This window comes from Streptomyces sp. NPDC058198 (genome assembly GCF_042882605.1).
In the GTDB taxonomy this organism is placed as follows: domain Bacteria; phylum Actinomycetota; class Actinomycetes; order Streptomycetales; family Streptomycetaceae; genus Streptomyces.
This window is the reverse complement of sequence record NZ_JBHVVP010000003.1, coordinates 108,842-126,680: the sequence shown is the minus strand read 5'-3', so window position 1 is coordinate 126,680 and position 17,839 is coordinate 108,842. Positions and strand designations below refer to the sequence as shown.

Here is a 17,839-nt window from a genome sequence, read left to right as displayed (position 1 = left end):
CCGGTCATGGGTCCAGGGGCCCACTGGCGGCCCTCCAGGACCCAGAGTCCGCCGTATGACTGTGCCGTCCGGGACTCAGGGCCGTACGCCGGGCGCTACGGTCTACGGCCATGGGCAAATGGCGTAACGGCAGTGGACAGTTGACGGTCGCGGGGCAGGACGGCTCGGTGGACGGATCTCAGGACGGCTCGGTGAGCGGCTCGGTGGATCTGGAGGTCGCCGCCTCCTACGGAGCGCGACGGCGCGGCCTGCTCGGGCGCGAGGGGATCGAGGGCGCGCTGCTGATCACCCCGTGCAACAGCGTGCACACCTTCCGGATGCGCTTCGCGATCGATGTGGCCTACCTGGACAAGGAGTTGAAGGTCCTCGACGTCCATACGCTGCGGCCGGGACGGCTGCCGCTGCCACGGTGGCGAGCGCGCCATGTGCTGGAGGCGGAGGCCGGGGCGATGGCGCGGTGGGGCCTGCGGCCGGGTGTCCGCGTCAGCCTGGACGTATAGCGGTTTGCGGGTACGGCAGGGCGCCGGACCCTAGGTGAGCTTGGCGGCCTGGGTCAGCAGCAGGACAGGCGGGACCTGTGGAGTCCTGGCGTCCTCGAAGTTGGCGGTGTAGAAGGTGGCCACCGTGCCGCCGACCCGTACGACATGGAAGACCAGCGGGACCGAATCGCCCTCGAAGTCGCCCGTCACCTGATAGGCGAGCGTGTCGTCCCCGGCCTCGGGCGCGCTCAGCCGCTTCACATCCGTGTACGTGGACGGCCCGTCGCCGCCGGTCGCGGTGAAGCCGTCCGCGCAGGCGGTGACGGCGGCGCGCAACCGGCTGAGCAGAGTGCTCGCGCCCTGCGCACCGTGCGTGGTGAGGAACTCGGAGACGGCGGGCCGGCCGTCTTTCGTACCGACGAGCTGCCGGTACGCGGCGGCCTTCGCGAGCGGCTCCGGCTTGCCGTTGATCAGCGCGGTGAGGGGCAGGCACTCGGGCCGGTCGGCGGTCTCGCCCTGCGGGGGTGGTGCGTCCATGGGGCCGACGCCGAACTCCGCCACGTCCCCGGCCGCGAGGATCGCCTGGTCCAGCTCGGCCTGGGTCAGCACCCGGCCGCCACTGGCACCGGCGCCGGTGACATCCGGCTGCGGCTGGGACGGCCGTGGCGGCTGGGACGACCGGCTGGGCGGGGTCGAGATACCGGCGTCTGCCTGTTTCTCCGGCTGGTCCGCCGCGCTCCGGCCGTCGGTCTTCGCCTCGCCCCCACAGGCGCCCGCGAGTCCCAGCGCGAGCGCGGTGCCCGCCGCGGCCAGAGTGATGCGCCGTGCCATGCTCGCGGTGCGCTTCCTCATCCCGTACCCCATCTCGCTCGCCGCACGGCGCCGCTGACCATGGCTGACCGTGGCTGTGGCTGTGGCTGTTCCGCAAGCTAACAACGGCTTTCACAGCCACGCATGGGCCCCCGGACCCAACCTCGGACCCCTCAGTCCGGGCGTCGTACCGGGACCGGGCCCAGCCTGGGCCAGCGGGTACGCATCCGGTCGGCCATCTCCGTACTGAGCCGTCCCAGGCCGGTCAGAGTGGCGCCGTCACGGCAGTCACGTCCGTCACGGCAGTCACCACCGTCACCAGCGTCGCCGTCGTTCGCGGTCATCCGTCCGACCACGCCGAGACGGTGCAGTAGCCGCTGCCTGGCGGAGGCCGTACCCCACGTCCAGTCCCGGCGCGGAAGCCTGGCCAACTGGTCGGCCGTACCCCGGTGGGCGCGTTGCACGAGGGCGTCGCCACGGATCAGCCACCCGGCGCACGCGTCGGCCAGATCGCCTTCCGGCTCGGCGCCGGTCGCGTCGCGCCAGGCGGAGCGGTAGGCGGCTTCCGCCGCGTGGAGCAGCGGTTCCGGGGCGGCGGTGACGCACCAGCAGGTCGGGAAGCCGATCCGTAGGTAGGCGAGTTCCATCAGCCCGTTGCCGAGGGACGCCTGCTCGAAGTCGATGAAGCGGATCCCGTCGGCGGTGTGCAGATCGTTTCCGGGGCACGGATCGCCGTGCAGCAGGGCGACCCGGCCGGGCAACCGGCCGAGCCGCTGCGTCAGTTGCTCCAGTTCGTCGCGCACCTGGGGCCGGACGGGGACACCGAGCGCGCCGGCGAGGGCGAGGAAGGAGTCGATGTCGTCACCCGTTGGCCCCGCCCAGCGGGGCAGCACATCCGCCTCCGCCGCGCTGCCGGCCGCGTGCAGCCGGGCCAGGGCCGCCGCGTACTCGACCTGCCACCCCTCGGCCGGGGTCAGATGCTCCACGTGCTCCAGAACCAGCACTCGCGCACGCTCGTCCGTACCGAGCAGCCGCGGTACGACGGCTGGTCGCACCCGCCCCGCGAGCCGCAGCGCGGCGACCTCGCGGGCGTACCGCTCGTCGTCACCGGGGCCTTCGACGAGTTGTTTGACGACGGCGGGCGTCCCGTCCGCCAGCTCGACCCGCCACACCAGCGAGCGCGGACTGCTCCCCAGCCGCCGTGCCCCCCGTGGCGCGCCCAGCGCCGCCCGCAGTTCCTCCCCAAAGGGCACGTCCACTACTCCCCCGCCCCTCCTCTTAGCTGTGACAGCCCGGCGTCGGGCGGCAGCCCGTCCAACGGCAGCGGGTCCAACGGCGGCGCGTCCAACGGCAGCGCTGGCCCGTTCAGGCGGTGCGCCGCCAGAAGCGGTCCGTCCACCAGTACAGCACCGTCCAGTCGGCAGGCCACGGCTGTTCCTGTACGAGGGGGTCCTCGAAGGAGTCCTCGTCGGCGGAGATGGGCCGCCAGCCCGGGGGGCGCTCCTCACCCGTGGCCGCGGGACGGGCCCGGTGCGCGAAGCGAAGCTCGGACACCTCCGAGGCGAGGTAGTTCCGCTGGGCCTCGACGAGGGAGACGCGGTTGGCGCCGCGCTCCATCGTCGGCCAGCGGAGCTGGGAGATGTCGTCCTCCCACTTGCAGACCGGGCAGATCATCGAGGACCCGGGCGGGTCCTCGAAGACCGTGTGGCCGCAGCAGACGCAGGGGTACGGGGGGCCGCCCCGGTCATGGTCATTCACGCTCACGCCGCATCCTCCGCCGCCTGGGCCGCATGGTGCCCGGCATGCCCTTGAACGCCGCCAGACCGCCGTCCAGCTTATAGAAGCTGATGATCCCCTTCTTGCTCTTCATGCCGTACTCCCCGGTGGCGGGGTCGAAGTAGCGGATGGAGCCGTCCTCCGAGGCCTCCTTGACCAGGACGCCCGGCCGACCGCCGTCACAGTCGCACAAGAGGTCCTTGGCGGCCTCCTCGTACTCGCGCTGCGACTCGTACCCCATCTCGTCGCCGTGCTTCTCGTAGTGCTCGTCGAGGTTGCCCTTGCTGGTCCACTCGTCGCAGTTGTGCACGAGGGCGTTCTGCGCGGCGACGCCGACGTAGTAGGTGTGGATGCCGCTGACGGTGAGGTCATGGGTGGTCTGCCGCTCGGTGTAGCGGAAGACCGACGCGACCCGGAGGGATGCTCCGCTCGGCGTGCGCAGCCGGTCGCCGGGCCGGATGTCACCGGCGTCGACCCAGCGGGCCCGGCCGGTGAGCCAGAACGGGTGCGTGTCGGTGGCCGTGAGAGGAACCGCCCGGCCGTCGACCACGACCTGGAGCCGGGTGAAGTCCCGGTCGCTGTAGGTCGTGATGGTGTCGGTCACCGCGCGTGTGGCCGTCAGACCGCTGGCGGGATCCGTGGCCGTGACCTTCGTACCGACGCTGACGGTCTCGATCGGGACGCGGCTGCCGTCGGCGAGCAGCACCGGGGTGCCGGGCAGGAAGCTGTGCTTGGTGCAGGGCGGGTTCTTCTTGGGGTCTTCCTCTTTCGCGGGGTCCTTTTTCGGAGGGTCCTTCTTCTCGCCGTCCAGCTTCTTGCGGGCGTCGGCGAGTTTCCCCTCCGCTTCCTTGACCTTCTTACGGTTCTTGATCAGCCCCGTCAGACCGTCGTACAGATCCCCGCCGTGCTTCTTGAGGTTCTTGACGAGCTGAACGGCCTTCTTCCACTTCCACGGCGCCCCGTACTTCGCCGCGAGCTTGCCGACCGCACCGCCGACGACGCTGAGCAGCACATTGATCAGCGTCTCGGTGCACGCCCCCATGTCGCCCTTGGTGATGCAGTCCAGGGCGTCGGTGATCCCCAGCTCGTCCGCCAGGATCTTCGCCAGCTCCTTCGCGGCCTCCTTCGCCTTGTCGGAGTCCGACTTCTCGGCGGCCTGGGCGTCCTGAAGGTCTTTCAGCGCCTTCTCGTAGTCCAGCTGTGCCTGGGTCTTCTCCCCGCCGGCGCCGTCGGTGCCTCCGGTGCCACCTGTGTCCGCGGCGGGGTCGGCGGCTCCCTGACCGCCCTGGTCCCCGGCGGCTTCGGTGTCGTTGCCGCCGCCGCAGTCACTCCCGCCGGCGACCCGGCACACCTGCGTTCTGATGCCGTCCGCCAGCGTCGGACCGATGCCGGTCGCCACCAGCGCGCCGACAATCGCGATCACCACCGCGAGCAGACCCACGTACTCGACGGCTGTCTGCCCCGACTGCCCCCTGCGCAGCCCCAACAGACGCGCATCCGTACGCGGCCCACGCTTCAGCGGCCAACGCTTCAGCAGCCAATGGCCAACCCGACGTCGAACTACCCCCGTACGCGACATGTTTCGGGACGTTAGCCGCTGATTGGCACCCTGGCATGGGCCCTGGGGCCCAAGCCAGGGCCTCTGTTCCGACGCACTACGCGGCTCGGTCGAACGGAGAGCCAGTACGTGGCCGTCCTCGAGAGCGATCAGCGCAGCATGTTCGCGATCCCAGCCTTGCGCTTGGCCGGGGCCGCGCAGGTCGTCCTTGCGGCTGGGGAGCTACGCCGGGCGGATGGTGGGTCCAGGTCGTCGTAACCAGTGTGGAGAAGCGGGGCCCGCTTCGGCGCGAGTCGCGGGTGGTCTGCCCCGGTGACTGTTGTGGTCAGCAGCGCGGTGAGGACCCGCACCCAGGTGCCGTCGATCGCCCAGCAGCGCCGGCGATCTGCCGCCGGGCGGCATCCCAGACCTCCTCGAAGGCGTCGGAGGTCAGCTGCTCGGGATCGTGGCCCTCCCACTCCGGGACGGGAAGCTCAGAGGTGAGACCGAACCTGTTGTCGTACTCCTCAAGGCGGCCGGCGTCATAGGCTCGCTGCCATTCGTCGAGGGACGCCGCAGCCAGCGGGGTGAGCGCGGGCCCTTGGAGCTCGGCCTGCCGGATCACCCAGCCTTCTGCATCGACCTCGAAGTAGAACCAGATGTCTTCTTCGTCCCAGTAGCAGCGCATCCACGTCGTCACGCGACCATGGTGGGCCATAACGCCAGCTCGACAAGAGCCGGTTGTGATGCGCTCGCCCGGTTGAGATGCTCCCGACCCTCGCAAATCTCACGGCGATGCCCTCATGTGCCTCAAGGCACTTCCTGCGTCTGAGTCCCGGGCCCCATGGCATTTTCTCGGGCCGGCAGCAGCCCATGCTGAAAGATGGGGACGTGCCGCCCAACGTCTATCGCGTCACCAAATACGACCCCGCCGACCGCGACGAATCGGTACCGGCATGGGGTGGCCACTGAGGGCTTCAGCCGGCTGTCGGCAGGCGTAGGTCCGTGCAGCCGTGCCGCTGGGCCGACCGTTCCGCGAACTCCCGGAAGGCGGGCAGTCCGAAGGTCTCCCTGCCCTTCTCTCCGGGGAGCCACACGGTGGCTGCCTCGGGTGGCACGGACCCGGTGAACAGGGCGCGATCGGCGTCGTCGGGGCAGCGGGCGCTCGCCCACAGTGTGCCGCCGTCAGCTCCGGCCTCCGCCTGCGTGGTGTCATGGCCCCGCTTGCGCGACGCGTACGGGCCGAAACGGGCAGAGAAGACATACGTTTCGTCGAAGTAATGCGAGGCCCCGACCTCACAGATCTCGTACAGGGCGCTGCCACCGGCCGCGGTCTCCTCGACCGTGTCCAGGCGCTCGTCGCGGGCGAAGGGGAGGCCCCCGCAGGTGCCGTCCGCGTCCGCGATCGGCTCGGGCCCGGTGACCGCGGGCAGCGCCCGCAGGGCTTTCCCCTCCTCGGCCTTGCAGCCCCAGTGCGCCGAGGCCTTGACGGCCGTCGCGGCAGCGAACCGGGCCCAGTACAGGTCGCTGTCGAGCCAGCCGCTCTCCTGCTCCTGCCGCGCCTCCTTCGCCTCGGAGGCGGTCTGGGAGAGGTACGAGCCGACCGTCACTGAGACGAGATCCTCATCCCCCCGGCAGCTGACCAGGACCCGGACCGAATCGCCGTCGGCTGCACCGCGCCAGCCGCCGGTCAGCGGTACGGGCAGCAGGCTGCCACTGAAGGGCGGCAGCAGCCGCTCCAAGTCCCGGTCCTGGTAATCCTCGGCGCGAAGCAGCGCTACGGTCACCTCCGTCCGCGCTTCACCGAGCAGGCAGGAGTACGCGTCCGGACCGAGGGCAAGATCGCTCATCAGCTCCGTACGGGGCCACAGGCCCTCGAACAGCGGGCCCTTCTCGTGGGCCAGCACACCCCCGCAGTAGGTCTCCATGGCCTCCTCGAAGCGCCAGCGGGCCGCACTGTCGCTCTCCCGCCACCAGGTCCACGCCGCCAGCAGCGCAACGATGAGTACCCCCGCCGTCCACGCCGCCCACCGGGCCGCCGCCGTACGTGCCATGCCCGACCTAACTCCCCTGTCGTGGAAAGTAGTTGCCTTCCAGAGATCGTCACCGTAACGCTCCGACCTGCGAGTCCGCATGGCGGCGGCACAAATGCCGCCGCCACGCGGCTCGCGCTGCGATGAGGCAGCGAGCCTTGAGGCCTTACACGACCCTGTAGGGTCTCGCGGCACACGTCATAGGGCGTCGCGCTGACCAGCTGTTTCTCAGGTTGTCTCACGCAGTGGCCGGGGCTCTTGTCTCAGGACAAGTGGCATTTCCTCACGACCGCTTTGGCGCTCATGACGGACGGGCGGCGATGTCCTGGCGGGCGGTCTTCCAGACCTCTTCGAATTCCTCGGAGGCGAGCGACAGCGGGTCGTGGCCTTCCCACTCGGAGACGGGCAGTTCGGCGGTGATCCCGAACCTGTTGTCGTACTCGTCGAGACGGCCTGCGTCGTAGGCGCGCTGCCATTCCTTGAGGGAGGCCGCAGCGATCGGGGTCAGTTCAGGCCCTTCGAGCTCGATCTGTCGGATCACCCAGCCTGCGGCACCGACCTCGAAGTAGAACCAGGTGTCCTCCTCGTCCCAGTAGCAGCGCATCCATGTGGTCACCAACCAATGGTCCCAGGGAGTGCTCTCCCTGCTCACCGAGGTGCTGTCAGCGCCATGGTGGAGGATCACGCCATGCTGATTGCAACCGATGCGGCTGGGCTCGTGAAGGAGAAGCCTTCGAAGCCGACGATAGGCAGGATGTTGGCAAACCTCCGTCGTGGGAACGCTCATCTGATCCTTGAGAGCGTGGAGGAGGGCATCGAGGGCAGCTGGTACATCCAGGTACTGCTGCGCGACGACAACACGTACCAACTCGAGTTCCGGGATGGCGTAGCGGCCGAGCACTATCAGACGCGGACCATCTCCCAGGAGAAGGTCCTGACCGCCCTGCTCGGATGGGCTGTCGGCAAGGCGGACTGGAGGGGCGAGTTCATGTGGAACAACATCGGCTCGGAATTCGAGATCTGAGTGCTTGGTCACTCAGTGCGTAGTGGCATTGCGCGGGGCCGCGTCCGAACCATGCTGGAAGATGGGGGCGTGCTGCCCTACGTCTATCGCGTTACCAAGTACGCCCCCGCCGACCGTGATGAGCACGGCCACTACACCGGTCCCGAGGACACGGTCAGCGACCACGGCCAGGTCGAGGGTGCCTATCTTCAAGCGATCGAGGCGTTCGCCTCAGACACGGGCATCGAGCGCCTGGCCGTGCGCGAGCCTCATCTCCCGGTGCCATGCGTGAGCTTCGGGCTGGAGTCACCGATGGACGGCTTCGGGCTGAACGCTTTCTTCCCGACCGGGCCGGATGGTTTCCACGATGGTGCGGAGGTATCGGTCGGTACCGCGATGGGTCTTGTACGGGTCATGCTGCGCGACGGTGGCGCCTGGTGTCGGCTGGAGGTGGAGGACACCTTCGCCGTGCACGTGGGCTGGGACCAGTACATGTACATCGGCAGCAGTCGGCCCTGCGAAACCGCAGTGGCCCGGACCCGCGCGCTCGGGTTGTTCCCGGAGCGGACCGACGCCTCTCCGTACGACTTCGAAGCCGAGGACGAAGGCCCCCAGAGGCCGGCCGACGACGAATTCTGGGCCCATCTGCGCTGGTCGATGCAGTGGAGCAACTCCAGAATCCTCGAAGAGCAGTACGCCCACAACTCCACGCGATGGCACCGCCTCGCCCCCGACAACATCGACACGGTCCGCGCCGGGCTCGCTCCCCGAGCCCGGCTGGCCGTATGGCCGGACCTGTCCTCCGACATCGACGCGGTCCTCACCACGCTCCCCGCCGAGGGCTACGTCGAGTGTGTCTGGCAGGACAGGGCTGGGCGGATGCACAGCGCCAGCGCCGACGAGGACGAGTTTCCGGAGCTGCCCGCCCGTCTCTCCGACGCTTCCGCCGCGATGATCCTGCCCATGTACGCCGACGAACGCGTCCCGCTGCTCGCCGCCGTCCTGCCCGACAGCGACGGAATGGTACGGGCCCGCTGGGAGATCGACCCCACCCCGAGCACCCGGAAATGGGCCTTGCTCAAGTCTCTTCACCGAGGTGCGATCGTCACCGGCCGGGTGACCCGGATCGCGGATTTCTGGGTCACTTTTGTGGACATCGGTGACTTCGAAGCGATGATCAATATCCCCGAGCTGTCATGGCGTCCCTTCAACCACCCCTCCGACGTCGTTGCCGTCGGCCAGGAGATCAGCGCCGAAATTCTCGACGTCGACCCGATCCGCGAACGGGTGTCACTGTCACTCAAGGCCCTGCACGAAGACCCGATGCCACTGCTCGCCGGGCTGATCGGCCAGACCATCGTCGGCCGCGTCACCAAGCTCGTACCGTTCGGCGTGTTCGTACGCATCGAAGAGAAAGAGAACGGCTTCGAGGGGCTGGTGCACAACACCGAATTGGGCGACGGACACCCGGACCATCCGCAGTTGGCCGTCCACGTCGGCGACGCGCTCCCCGTGAAGATCCTGAACATCGACCCGGCCCAGCGCCGCATCACCCTCTCGCACCGGCAAGCGATCTCCGCCGGCCAGGACAAACCCGGCTCCTGATCAGTCCAGGTCTTCCGGGTCCTGAGACCACCACCCTCGATCAGCCTGCCAGTCCTGTAGCCAGGACACGAAGTCGACTTCCGGTTCTGCTTCTTCTCCCGCATCGGCGTAGGGGGCCGCGCATCCGTCCCCCAGCCACCACACCCGGCCGCGTTGAGGTCCAGTTACGACGAGTATCCAGAACTCACGGCCGCGGTTGCTGCCCAGGAGGATCGATCCGTGCTGATAGATGCCATGCAGTAGGGGCGAGTGCTGGCCGTGGTCGTAGTAGTCGTACTCCCACTGCCATTCCTCCTCGAGGGGGAATGACGCCGCAGGCTTCCGCAGCGCGGTGCCATCGAATGGTTCGGGGCTCAGCCAGCACTCGGCTTCCCAGCTCTGCCAGCTCTCGGGGAGTTGTCCCAGTGGGAGAAGCCCATGCGGAGCGGATGGACCTCCCCGAGTGCCGTTGGAGATCTCCGCGACGAACGCGCGGTATGGCTCAGGCAGTTCAAGGACATGTTCGGCTTCCCATGCCCGAACACCGGTCCAGCCAAGGGGAGGGCGGTGGAGGTCGTGAGGAATAGCGCCGGAAAGGGCGGACATCGCAATGCGGAGTCGCCGCTTGGCGAGGTCTGTCATGGAGTGTCACGGAGGTAGAGGGCGGCGAGCCGCGGGAGTCGACGTCGCATCTCATCGAGGTCATCGAAGTCGAAGTCCTCGCCCATGCCTTCGGAGTCTTGTTCGGAACTGTCCCGTGAGGCTCTGTACTCGTCCCATGCCTCGTAGAAGTCCTCTCCATCGCCGGTGATGCGCTTGAACGCCTCGCTGGCGGCGTAGTTGACCTCCTCGTAGAAGAGAGCCTCGTCACGGTGCGCCTCTGTGGCGGCGATCACTGCCGGGTGCTCAGCAAGACTGTCTGGACAAGCCGCTGCCTTCTCGTACCAGTCGCGGCCCAGCGCGATCAGGCCGGCGCGGAAGTCCATGAAGCTGTCGTCCGAGCAGCCGCCGCCGATGAGGTAGGCGGCAGCCCACACGTCCCATCGGTGCACCGCGTCATGCACCTCGTCGAAGCGTTCCTGGTAGCGGAGGATGCCGTCCTTGGTGAGGGCGGCCAGCTCATCAACCAGGGCTTCGACGAAAGGCCTGTCTGGCCCGTCAGCCGAGCGGGCGGCCTCGATGATGGTCCAGAACTCAGAGGTGTCCATGGTTGGGCACTCTGCCAGTTGGGGCTGACAACGGCTCCTGTTGGGGTGGACGGCCTCCACTCCAGATCACGGTGGAGGCCGAGCCGACCCTGCGTTCCGAGTCTCATCGGAGTCACGGTGCGGATAGCCAGCCCGTTGCGGCCCTGACGACCCGCTTGCCTAGTGGCGTGAGTTTCATGGGGCGACCCCGTTCGGCTCAGTTCGCGGGCCAGGCGGTTGATCTGAGTGCCGAGGGTGGGCCCGTTGACGCCCATGTCACGGGCTGCCGCGCCGAGGGTGGGGTAGGTGGAAACTTTCAGTAGATACCCGAGTAGTGCTTCTGCCCCTTGAACCAGCGGAACGTTCGCCACGGCACCGCCGACGCCAAGAGCTCGACGGACACCTCGCTCCAGGCCCGGTCCTCCACCACCGCACGCCCCTCGGGACGGACGCTCACAGACGTAGCGAATTCCCCCACCGCACACCTCCAGCCACACATCAACTTCCTGTGCAGCCAAGGCGCCAGCGCGGCGAACGCCAGCGGGATGGATCACTGTTCTCGTCACTCGAATAGGTGACGCCCCGACCTGCGAGTCTCACGGCGGCGACATAAATGCCGCCGCCGTGCAGTTCTCACTGAGATTATGCAGCGACTTTTGAGACCCTACAGACCCACTTCATGGGTGCGTCGGATCAACCCGTGAGGCGCGGGAAGGAAACTTCCACGCGCCGGTTCTTCTTACGGCCTTCTTCTTTGTTGTTGTCGGCGATCGGATACTGCTCGCCGTAGCCGCGGATCTCGAACGTGATGTCCGAAGCCCCGAGCGCCTTCACCAGCTCACCCTGAACGGCATCGGCACGCTGCTTGGACAGCACATCGCCGTGTGCCGAGGAGCCGAGGTTGTCCGTGAAGCCGAAGACCCGGACCTTTGTGGTGTTCTGCTTCTTGATCTCGTCGGCGATCTCCTGGATACGCGAGCTCGCGGCAGGGCTCAGCTTCGCGCTGTCCTTTCCGAAGAGAACCTCGGCCTGGAGATTGAACTTGACGTTGGAGTTCGAGTCCTCACGCTGCTCGTTTCCGCCTTCGTCACCCACGACCGACTTGATCTCGAGGACCTTGGGCGGAGCGAGCGTCGCACCGTCGACCATGACCAGATCAGGGTCGCTCTGATCGACCTCGGTCCCGGCCACCGAGGAAGGGGTGGGGTCGGGCCCATCGGCGAGGGCCGCCGGACCCGTGAAAATCGTCAGGGCAAGAGTGAGTGAGCCGGCAAAGGCCAGGCTCCTCCTCGGGAGATGCTTCGACATCGACTCACGCACCCGAGAACTTGAGGGTGACGGACTGGAAGGTCGGAATCTGGAAATCCACCTCGGTGGTGCTGTCCGGCGGGGCCGGGAATTGCATGAAGGCGGGCGTCTTGGCGTTGGGCTTGATGGTCGGGATTCCGGTGGTGGCCAGAGGACGGTTCTCCGTGTCGCGCAGGATGTAGTAGCGCTTCTTCTCCGTCTTGTCCACCAGCGTGGCTCCGCCGAGCGAGCCGCCTCCGGCGCCCTTCATCAGTTCGAGTTCGGGGCCCGTCCAGGAAGCGGTCTCGAAATACTCCTTGTCCGTGGGGTTCCTGATGAATCCCTTGACGGTGACGAAGCCACCGGAGTCACGGACGACCGAAGTGATGTCGAGAAGGATCCCCTTGTCGCCCTTGAGGGTCACGATCACCGTCTCCGGCTCCTGCGAGGCGCTGACCTGACCCTTCGGCGCATCACCTGTGGCCGAGTCCGACTTCGACTTGGAGGACTCGCTCGGCTTGCCGTCGTCTCCTCCACAGGCAGCCAATGTGAAAGTGAGGGCCGACGCCGCAATGACGGCCGCCGCCGCCCGTCGGGCCTGCGAAATCTTCCGCATGCTCATCTCTGCTCTTCCTCTGTTAGTCATTCACTCGGTCAATCGGACTCGACGAGGCGAACCTTGAAGAGGTCCGCCAGATCTGGCAGGGGGTCATGACTCTCCGGGTCGATCGGCAAGTCTCCCGAGTCGCAGCGCACCACGCCAGGGAACACGGGCTTGTCGTCTTCCTCACCGCTGCCCGGATCGTCACCGTCGTCAGGCGCGGGCTTCACTTCGAAGCTGCAGCGGGGCTCGATAATCGCCCTGGCCGTCGCTTTCCCCCTCTTGTTCGCCGTGCCGGGAATCACCGACCGGCCCACGGTGTCCCGAGTCTCGACCTTGACGGTGAATCCCCAGCGTGCGCCGAAGTACGGGTCACAAGCGGTCAGTCTGGATTCGTTGCTCGTCGCGAACCGTCCTGCCTCGGCACACGAACTGCCGGTGCCGAATCCTCGGCCATCGAGCAGATCTTTCCAGTCGACCGGGTCGAGGATGGAACCGAGAAGGTCCCGTCCGATCTGATCCCGAGCCTGTTGCGCGGCTGCCAGCGCGGCGGCGTCGGCTGCCCCCTGCGCATCGTTGCGCTTGTCGGCGACCTTGCCGACCACAAAGTACGCAAACGCGAGAAAGAGCAGACTCGCCACCACCGTGATGTAGATGGGGAAAGCCTGCCCTGCCTCGCGGTACTTCCGTGTAACGGCGATCGTCAGCCGGCCGTTCCGACAACTTCCTTGATCTTGTTGCCGATCGTGGTGCCGATGTCCGTCATGGTGGCGACCATCGCGATGATCGCAATGACCGCGACCAGCATGCCGATGTACTCGACCGCGGTCTGGCCCTTGTCGCCCTTGCGCTGCATCGCCTCGACGGTCGTGTTCGCCCAGCCACTGACACGGACCTTGGTGTCGACGGCAGCCTTCAGAACGATGTTCGACATGATGTTCCCCTCCGCGTTCGGCCGACCGTGTGCCGGCCGACTCGTAAGTCTCTTCGGTGTCTCCGTCGGTTCCGGCTTCCTCCTGGCCGGTGCCGCTTTCGACACGAGAAATGTACGACGCGTCGGGGGTTCCGGAAGAGGGCCCCAGGGCCCAATCCAAGGCCCAAAGCGAAGATTGGGCCCCCCTGTTCACGGTCCGGGCCTCATGGCTCGGACCCGCCGCCCCCCGTTCAGCCATGGTTTGCCGCACCCCTCCCCGTACCGCCGCCGTCGCCCCGTCCGCGAGCCGTGCCGAGCCACATCGCGATGGCTTCACTGCGGCTGGCGCTGCCGAGCTTGGCGAAGATGCGGTTGATGTGATTCTTGACGGTCTTCTCACTGATGAAGCAGGTGGCGGCGATCTGCTGATTGGTCATTCCGGCCGAGATCAGGTCCATCACTTCCACCTCCCTGGAACTCAGTCCGAAGTCTTCCTTGGAACGTGGCTGTTGCGCAGGTACCGACTGTCTCACATTTGATTGCACATGCGAAGACCCTTGAGGTCCTCGCAATGCAATCGGTACCTGACTGCCCGCTCCATGGCCTGAATCGGGGCCCCATGTGGGTGCATCGTGCAACGGAAAACCGTGTGCAGTCGCACCGCCCTGCGGTGTGGGGGCCGCCTGTCCCGTCCCGAAGGGCACTCCGGTGGTGAACACAGCGCCGAGACCTTCGGGAAGCTGCTGCGGGGTCGCCGGCTGCGCGCCTCCACGCATGTGGGCCAGCAGAGCGTTGGCCGCCGACGCCGTGAAGTGGGCCCTGCCCTCCTTGATGTCCTTGACGGCTCCGACGAGTTGGTCCGCGGTGAACTCCCCGTGGACCAAGTAGCCGCCGGCTCCGAGGCGCAGCGCCTCCTGCACGATCTCGCTCTCGCGGCTGTACGTCAGCATCATCACGGGCGCGATGGGCACCAGGTGCGGCAGCGCGGAAATGCCGTCCACGCCCGGCATGCGGACGTCGAGCAGTACGACATCCGGACGGTGCTGCTGGGTTGCTTCATAGGCCTGGCGTCCGTCGGCCGCCTCGGCGACCACCGTGATGTCATCACGCCCCGAGAGCAGGACCTGAAGCCCTGCCCGGACGACCGGGTTGTCGTCCGCGATCACCACCCTCAATGGCTGGGACTCAAGGGCGGGCAGAGCGGGGAAGCCTTCGGATGCTGCGGCCGGCTGAGGGATCGGTACCTGCGCGGGTGTGTGCTCCGAACGGATCGGAGTGCTGTGCGACGACGAGTGCTGGGAGACATGCGACGAGGGCGTGTTCTGCTGCCCTGATGCGAAAGACATGTCGTCCGGCATGATGCGGCCTCCTCTCGGGGTGTGGGGTGGAGAGTGCGGGTGAACTGACTACTTCTCGAGCGTTGGTGCCGGTGCGTGCTGCCAGGCCGGTCGCAGGGCCCCGAGGGGGAACTCGAGACGGACCTCGGTGCCTTTGGCCGCGCGCCCTTTTCCGATCCGGATACGGGCGCCGATGCCGGCCGCCCGTTCGACCATGCCGACGAGACCGAAATGGCCCGCCCGCCTGAGCTCGTCCAGCGAGGTGCCCGCCGGAAGCCCGCGGCCGTCGTCGTAGACCCTGATGCGCAGTGCTCCGTCCACCACTCCGGCTCCCACATCCACATAGGTCGGGTGGCCATGGCGGTGGGCGTTCTCCATCGCCTCGGAGGCAATGGTGAGCAGGTGTCGGGCGACGGCGTGCGGGACCTCGGGGACCGGAGTGTCACCGAGCTGGTGGCAGGACGCCTGGATGCCGCTCCGGCGGGCGAAGTCATCGACGCGCGCGTTCAGTTCGGACATCACATCCACCCCCTCGGCTCCGAGATCGCTCTTGCGGCGCAGGTCGGAGAGAAGTTCACGGGACTCCGCGGCGGCCCGCCGGGCGGAGCGTGCGACGAGTTCGGCCTGATGCCTGACGGTGAGCGGATCCATCCGGCCGGCCGAACTGGCGAGACCGTCGGCGGCCATGGCCACGCCGTGCAGTGTCTTGGCCACCGAGTCGTGCATCTCCCGCGCGAGGCGGGCCCGTTCGCCGTCCACGGCCTCGGTGACCGCCAGGCGGGCCCGGACCTCGCTGAGCGCCTCCGTCGCCGTCCCGAAGCGCAGCATCATGCCGCGCAGGGTGACTCCGACAGCGCCGACGACAACGCAGAGCCCCGGGAAGAGACTCGAATCGATGAGAGATACGTCGAGTTGTTCATTGGCCACATAGGCAAGGGCCATGATCAGCACGGTGAGTGAGGCGAAGAATCCCGCGCCCCGCCAGCCATAGACGAGACCGGCCAGCAGCGGCGTACAGATGGTCACATAGCTGAGGGGGCTCGCCGGGGTGGCCGTGAACAGCAGCAGAGCGCCGAAGAAGGCATCGATTCCGAGCAGGGCGGGGTGCCGCAGCAATAACGGTCCGAAGCGCTCCCAGTCACGGAACAGCACATACGAGCCCATGAAGGTGATCAGGATGGCCAGACCCACGAGCCAGGTGGGCCAGCCGGGCGCGGTGCGATAGAGCGCGAAAGGGGTGGCCAGTCCGATCATCGCGAGCCGGAAACCGAAGACCTGACGGCACATGGCCTGAAGCGCGCTGAGCTGGATCTTCAGGGCGGGCTCGGCCGTATCGCCGGTCACCGCCGCTCCGCCCACGAGAGCGCCGCCCTGAGCGACCAGAGACTGGACGCCGCTCGACGCCGGATCAACTGCCACGGTCCTCCCCCTCCTTCCTCGGTGATCGGTGGCTGCTCAGCCGAGGCCCATTCCGGATCCCAGGAACATGCCGACGCCGATCAGCAGGATGGTCGCGGGGACCATCAGCATCGTCACGATGCCGGTGGCCTGCGGAACGGCCTTGGCCGCCTTGCGGCGTGCGTTCTGGGCGTCGGTGCGCCGCATGTCGTTGGCGATGGCGATCAGCGTGTCGACAATGGGGGCGCCGAGCTCCTCGCCCTGCTGAAGCGCGGTGACGAACTGGGCCACCTGATCGGATTCGTTGCGCTTGCGGAGTTGCTCGAAGGCATCACGCCGGCTGACACCCATGTCCATCTGACGCAGCGTGATCTTGAGCTCGTCGGACCAGGGCCCCTCGTACTTCTGTGACACGCGGTCGAGGGCCTGGCGGAAGCCCAGCCCGGCCGACACGACCACCGCGAGGACATCGAGGAAGTCGGGGAGTGTGCGCTCGATGGAGGCCTTGCGTTCCCGCATCGCCGACCAGATGCCGATCTCGATCCACCAGATGCCGAAGCCGACGAAGGCCAGAGCGAAGATCGGGTGTCCGTTGATGAGCATGAAGAATGCGCCCAGCGCGCCCATCACACCGTAGACGACACGGCGTGCGGCGTACCGGTCCACGGTCAGACCGCCCGGATTGCCTGCCATGTCGAGACGCACACGGAGCTTGTTGACCCGTTTGGGGCCCATCGAGCGCAGCACCGAGGGTGCGTAGCGCATGCCGAGGCGGTCGATACCGGAACCGACGGCACTGGTGCGGGAGGAGCCGACCTCCAGGGCGATGGCCAGGTCTCCCGGGAGCTTGGCGTCGGCGCGGTAGAGCTTGAGACCGTAAAAGGCGCCCGCGGTGCACAGTCCCGCGGCGAGTGCGAGCAGGAGTTCCATGGTGTCCGTCCCTCTCAGATCTGGATCTTGGCAAGGCGGCGGACAAGGAAGAAGCCGAGCCCGTAGAGAGACAGGGACATCAGCACAGTGACCTGTCCGAAGGCGGAGCCGGTGATCTTGTCGAGGGCGCCGGGGTACAGGTTGTCGATGAAGAGCAGGCAGCCGAGGCCCATCGCGGGCACGATGTAGGCCGTCATCATGATCTGGGACAGCTGGGTGCGTACCTCGCGCCGTGTTTCCTTGCGCTCCTCCAGCGTCTCGGTGAGGTTGCGCAGCGAGCTGACGATGGTGCCACCGGAGCGGTTCGAGAGAACCAGAGTGGTCACGAGCACAACCAGCTCACGGGAGGGCAGACGTTCGGCCAGCTCGCCGAGGGCGTCGTCGAGGGAGTGGCCGACGGCCAGCGCGTTGGCGACCTTGGCGAGTTCCTCACCGGCCGGCTCTTCCAGTTCGTCGGCCGCCATCGTCAGGGCCATCCGGAGCGCAAGCCCGGCCTGGGTGGCATTGGCGAGAATGCGGGACAGCTCGGGCAACTGGTTGATGAAGCGCTCGATGCGCTTCTGGCGTTGCCAGTTGAGGAACGCGAAGGCCGCCCAGAGGCCGATCAGGGCGGCGATCGGGCCGAAGAAGGAGGCCAGGAGGGAAGTGGCGATCAACCAGAACCCGACGATGCTGGCGAGCATGTAGACGAAGAACTCACCCGGTGTGAGATCGAGTCCGGTGGCCGAGAGTTTGATCTCGACCTTCTTCCCCAGACCCGTCTTCTTCAGCCTGCGGTCCACGCCCTGGAAGCGCCTGCGGCGCCCCACCACGGGTATCTGCTGGGTGGACGAGAGGCGGTGGACGAGCGCCTCGCGCTGGGCCTTGCCCGACACGAATACATGGACGCCCGCGACCGCGAGCACGCAGAAGACCAGCGTGGCACCGATCGTCAGCTGAGCGAGGTTATCCATTTCTGTCTTCC

The 17,839-nt window shown here is 67.4% G+C and carries 21 protein-coding genes; 3 read left to right on the top strand and 18 right to left on the bottom strand.

Annotated elements, in window-relative coordinates; all coding sequences use genetic code 11:
* The first annotated feature begins 110 nt into the window (after positions 1 to 110).
* Entirely contained in the window at positions 111 to 500 is a 390-nt protein-coding gene (locus ACFVWW_RS12840; protein ID WP_386878438.1) for a DUF192 domain-containing protein, read from the top strand.
* Positions 501 to 530: 30 nt separating this feature from the next.
* On the opposite strand, the gene ACFVWW_RS12835 is transcribed toward ACFVWW_RS12840, so the two are convergent.
* From ACFVWW_RS12835 to ACFVWW_RS12805, 7 genes are all read right to left on the bottom strand, one after another.
* A complete protein-coding gene (locus ACFVWW_RS12835; RefSeq protein WP_386878439.1) occupies positions 531 to 1,331 on the bottom strand; it encodes a hypothetical protein in 801 nt (266 codons plus the stop codon).
* A 131-nt stretch (positions 1,332 to 1,462) separates the two neighbouring features.
* A complete protein-coding gene (locus ACFVWW_RS12830) occupies positions 1,463 to 2,548 on the bottom strand; it encodes a phosphotransferase family protein (protein WP_386878440.1) in 1,086 nt (361 codons plus the stop codon).
* A gap of 106 nt (positions 2,549 to 2,654) precedes the next feature.
* On the bottom strand, positions 2,655 to 3,053 hold the full coding sequence (locus ACFVWW_RS12825) for a CPCC family cysteine-rich protein (protein ID WP_384181051.1): 399 nt from the start codon (positions 3,051 to 3,053) through the stop codon (positions 2,655 to 2,657).
* Positions 3,040 to 4,551 carry a polymorphic toxin-type HINT domain-containing protein gene (locus ACFVWW_RS12820; RefSeq protein ID WP_386878441.1) on the bottom strand — a complete coding sequence of 504 codons (1,512 nt, stop codon included), beginning with the start codon at positions 4,549 to 4,551 and terminating at the stop codon, positions 3,040 to 3,042. Before ACFVWW_RS12820 ends, ACFVWW_RS12825 begins: the two co-directional genes overlap by 14 nt.
* A 397-nt stretch (positions 4,552 to 4,948) precedes the next feature.
* Positions 4,949 to 5,290, bottom strand: coding sequence for a hypothetical protein (locus tag ACFVWW_RS12815; protein ID WP_386878503.1), 342 nt, complete (start codon positions 5,288 to 5,290; stop codon positions 4,949 to 4,951).
* Positions 5,291 to 5,579: 289 nt separating this feature from the next.
* On the bottom strand, positions 5,580 to 6,656 hold the full coding sequence (locus ACFVWW_RS12810) for a hypothetical protein (protein WP_386878442.1): 1,077 nt from the start codon (positions 6,654 to 6,656) through the stop codon (positions 5,580 to 5,582).
* Between the two features lie 280 nt (positions 6,657 to 6,936).
* On the bottom strand, positions 6,937 to 7,239 hold the full coding sequence (locus tag ACFVWW_RS12805; RefSeq protein ID WP_386878504.1) for a hypothetical protein: 303 nt from the start codon (positions 7,237 to 7,239) through the stop codon (positions 6,937 to 6,939).
* An 84-nt stretch (positions 7,240 to 7,323) separates the two neighbouring features.
* Between ACFVWW_RS12805 and ACFVWW_RS12800 the strand changes: the two genes are divergently transcribed.
* Together ACFVWW_RS12800 and ACFVWW_RS12795 are read left to right on the top strand one after the other, a co-directional pair.
* Positions 7,324 to 7,659, top strand: coding sequence for a hypothetical protein (locus tag ACFVWW_RS12800; protein WP_384336237.1), 336 nt, complete (start codon positions 7,324 to 7,326; stop codon positions 7,657 to 7,659).
* Between the two features lie 51 nt (positions 7,660 to 7,710).
* Positions 7,711 to 9,243, top strand: a complete 1,533-nt coding sequence (locus tag ACFVWW_RS12795; protein ID WP_386878443.1) for a S1 RNA-binding domain-containing protein — start codon at positions 7,711 to 7,713, stop codon at positions 9,241 to 9,243.
* Here the strand turns inward: ACFVWW_RS12795 and ACFVWW_RS12790 are convergent, their stop codons facing one another.
* From ACFVWW_RS12790 to ACFVWW_RS12740, 11 genes are all read right to left on the bottom strand, one after another.
* A complete protein-coding gene (locus ACFVWW_RS12790) occupies positions 9,244 to 9,864 on the bottom strand; it encodes an SMI1/KNR4 family protein (RefSeq protein WP_386878444.1) in 621 nt (206 codons plus the stop codon).
* Positions 9,861 to 10,430, bottom strand: coding sequence for a DUF4240 domain-containing protein (locus tag ACFVWW_RS12785; RefSeq protein WP_386878445.1), 570 nt, complete (start codon positions 10,428 to 10,430; stop codon positions 9,861 to 9,863). The genes ACFVWW_RS12790 and ACFVWW_RS12785 overlap by 4 nt, the downstream gene beginning before the upstream one ends.
* A 295-nt stretch (positions 10,431 to 10,725) precedes the next feature.
* The gene (locus ACFVWW_RS12780) at positions 10,726 to 10,866 is read right to left on the bottom strand and encodes a hypothetical protein (protein WP_384336229.1); all 141 of its coding nucleotides are present in this window, start codon (positions 10,864 to 10,866) and stop codon (positions 10,726 to 10,728) included.
* A 236-nt stretch (positions 10,867 to 11,102) separates the two neighbouring features.
* Positions 11,103 to 11,717: an OmpA family protein gene (locus ACFVWW_RS12775; RefSeq protein ID WP_384181044.1), complete on the bottom strand. Its 615-nt coding sequence runs from the start codon at positions 11,715 to 11,717 to the stop codon at positions 11,103 to 11,105.
* A 4-nt stretch (positions 11,718 to 11,721) separates the two neighbouring features.
* Entirely contained in the window at positions 11,722 to 12,318 is a 597-nt protein-coding gene (locus tag ACFVWW_RS12770; RefSeq protein WP_384181042.1) for a hypothetical protein, read from the bottom strand.
* A 32-nt stretch (positions 12,319 to 12,350) separates the two neighbouring features.
* Positions 12,351 to 12,938 carry a pilus assembly protein TadG-related protein gene (locus ACFVWW_RS12765; RefSeq protein ID WP_384181040.1) on the bottom strand — a complete coding sequence of 196 codons (588 nt, stop codon included), beginning with the start codon at positions 12,936 to 12,938 and terminating at the stop codon, positions 12,351 to 12,353.
* Between the two features lie 62 nt (positions 12,939 to 13,000).
* A complete protein-coding gene (locus ACFVWW_RS12760; RefSeq protein WP_384181038.1) occupies positions 13,001 to 13,231 on the bottom strand; it encodes a hypothetical protein in 231 nt (76 codons plus the stop codon).
* 230 nt (positions 13,232 to 13,461) lie between these two features.
* A complete protein-coding gene (locus ACFVWW_RS12755) occupies positions 13,462 to 14,568 on the bottom strand; it encodes a response regulator (protein ID WP_386878446.1) in 1,107 nt (368 codons plus the stop codon).
* A 48-nt stretch (positions 14,569 to 14,616) separates the two neighbouring features.
* Positions 14,617 to 15,930, bottom strand: coding sequence for a sensor histidine kinase (locus ACFVWW_RS12750; RefSeq protein WP_384336243.1), 1,314 nt, complete (start codon positions 15,928 to 15,930; stop codon positions 14,617 to 14,619).
* 72 nt (positions 15,931 to 16,002) lie between these two features.
* Positions 16,003 to 16,875, bottom strand: coding sequence for a DUF5936 domain-containing protein (locus tag ACFVWW_RS12745; RefSeq protein ID WP_384181032.1), 873 nt, complete (start codon positions 16,873 to 16,875; stop codon positions 16,003 to 16,005).
* A gap of 14 nt (positions 16,876 to 16,889) precedes the next feature.
* On the bottom strand, positions 16,890 to 17,828 hold the full coding sequence (locus ACFVWW_RS12740) for a type II secretion system F family protein (RefSeq protein WP_384181030.1): 939 nt from the start codon (positions 17,826 to 17,828) through the stop codon (positions 16,890 to 16,892).
* Between the last annotated feature and the right edge of the window lie 11 nt (positions 17,829 to 17,839).

Coding starts and splice junctions, on each gene's coding strand:
- ACFVWW_RS12840 (WP_386878438.1), top strand. CDS start 111: ATGGGCAAATGGCGTAACGGCAGTGGACAGTTGACGGTCGCGGGGCAG.
- ACFVWW_RS12835 (WP_386878439.1), bottom strand. CDS start 1,331: ATGAGGAAGCGCACCGCGAGCATGGCACGGCGCATCACTCTGGCCGCG.
- ACFVWW_RS12815 (WP_386878503.1), bottom strand. CDS start 5,290: ATGCGCTGCTACTGGGACGAAGAAGACATCTGGTTCTACTTCGAGGTC.
- ACFVWW_RS12810 (WP_386878442.1), bottom strand. CDS start 6,656: ATGGCACGTACGGCGGCGGCCCGGTGGGCGGCGTGGACGGCGGGGGTA.
- ACFVWW_RS12805 (WP_386878504.1), bottom strand. CDS start 7,239: ATGCGCTGCTACTGGGACGAGGAGGACACCTGGTTCTACTTCGAGGTC.
- ACFVWW_RS12800 (WP_384336237.1), top strand. CDS start 7,324: ATGCTGATTGCAACCGATGCGGCTGGGCTCGTGAAGGAGAAGCCTTCG.
- ACFVWW_RS12795 (WP_386878443.1), top strand. CDS start 7,711: ATGCTGGAAGATGGGGGCGTGCTGCCCTACGTCTATCGCGTTACCAAG.
- ACFVWW_RS12790 (WP_386878444.1), bottom strand. CDS start 9,864: ATGACAGACCTCGCCAAGCGGCGACTCCGCATTGCGATGTCCGCCCTT.
- ACFVWW_RS12785 (WP_386878445.1), bottom strand. CDS start 10,430: ATGGACACCTCTGAGTTCTGGACCATCATCGAGGCCGCCCGCTCGGCT.
- ACFVWW_RS12775 (WP_384181044.1), bottom strand. CDS start 11,717: ATGTCGAAGCATCTCCCGAGGAGGAGCCTGGCCTTTGCCGGCTCACTC.
- ACFVWW_RS12770 (WP_384181042.1), bottom strand. CDS start 12,318: ATGAGCATGCGGAAGATTTCGCAGGCCCGACGGGCGGCGGCGGCCGTC.
- ACFVWW_RS12760 (WP_384181038.1), bottom strand. CDS start 13,231: ATGTCGAACATCGTTCTGAAGGCTGCCGTCGACACCAAGGTCCGTGTC.
- ACFVWW_RS12755 (WP_386878446.1), bottom strand. CDS start 14,568: ATGCCGGACGACATGTCTTTCGCATCAGGGCAGCAGAACACGCCCTCG.
- ACFVWW_RS12745 (WP_384181032.1), bottom strand. CDS start 16,875: ATGGAACTCCTGCTCGCACTCGCCGCGGGACTGTGCACCGCGGGCGCC.
- ACFVWW_RS12740 (WP_384181030.1), bottom strand. CDS start 17,828: ATGGATAACCTCGCTCAGCTGACGATCGGTGCCACGCTGGTCTTCTGC.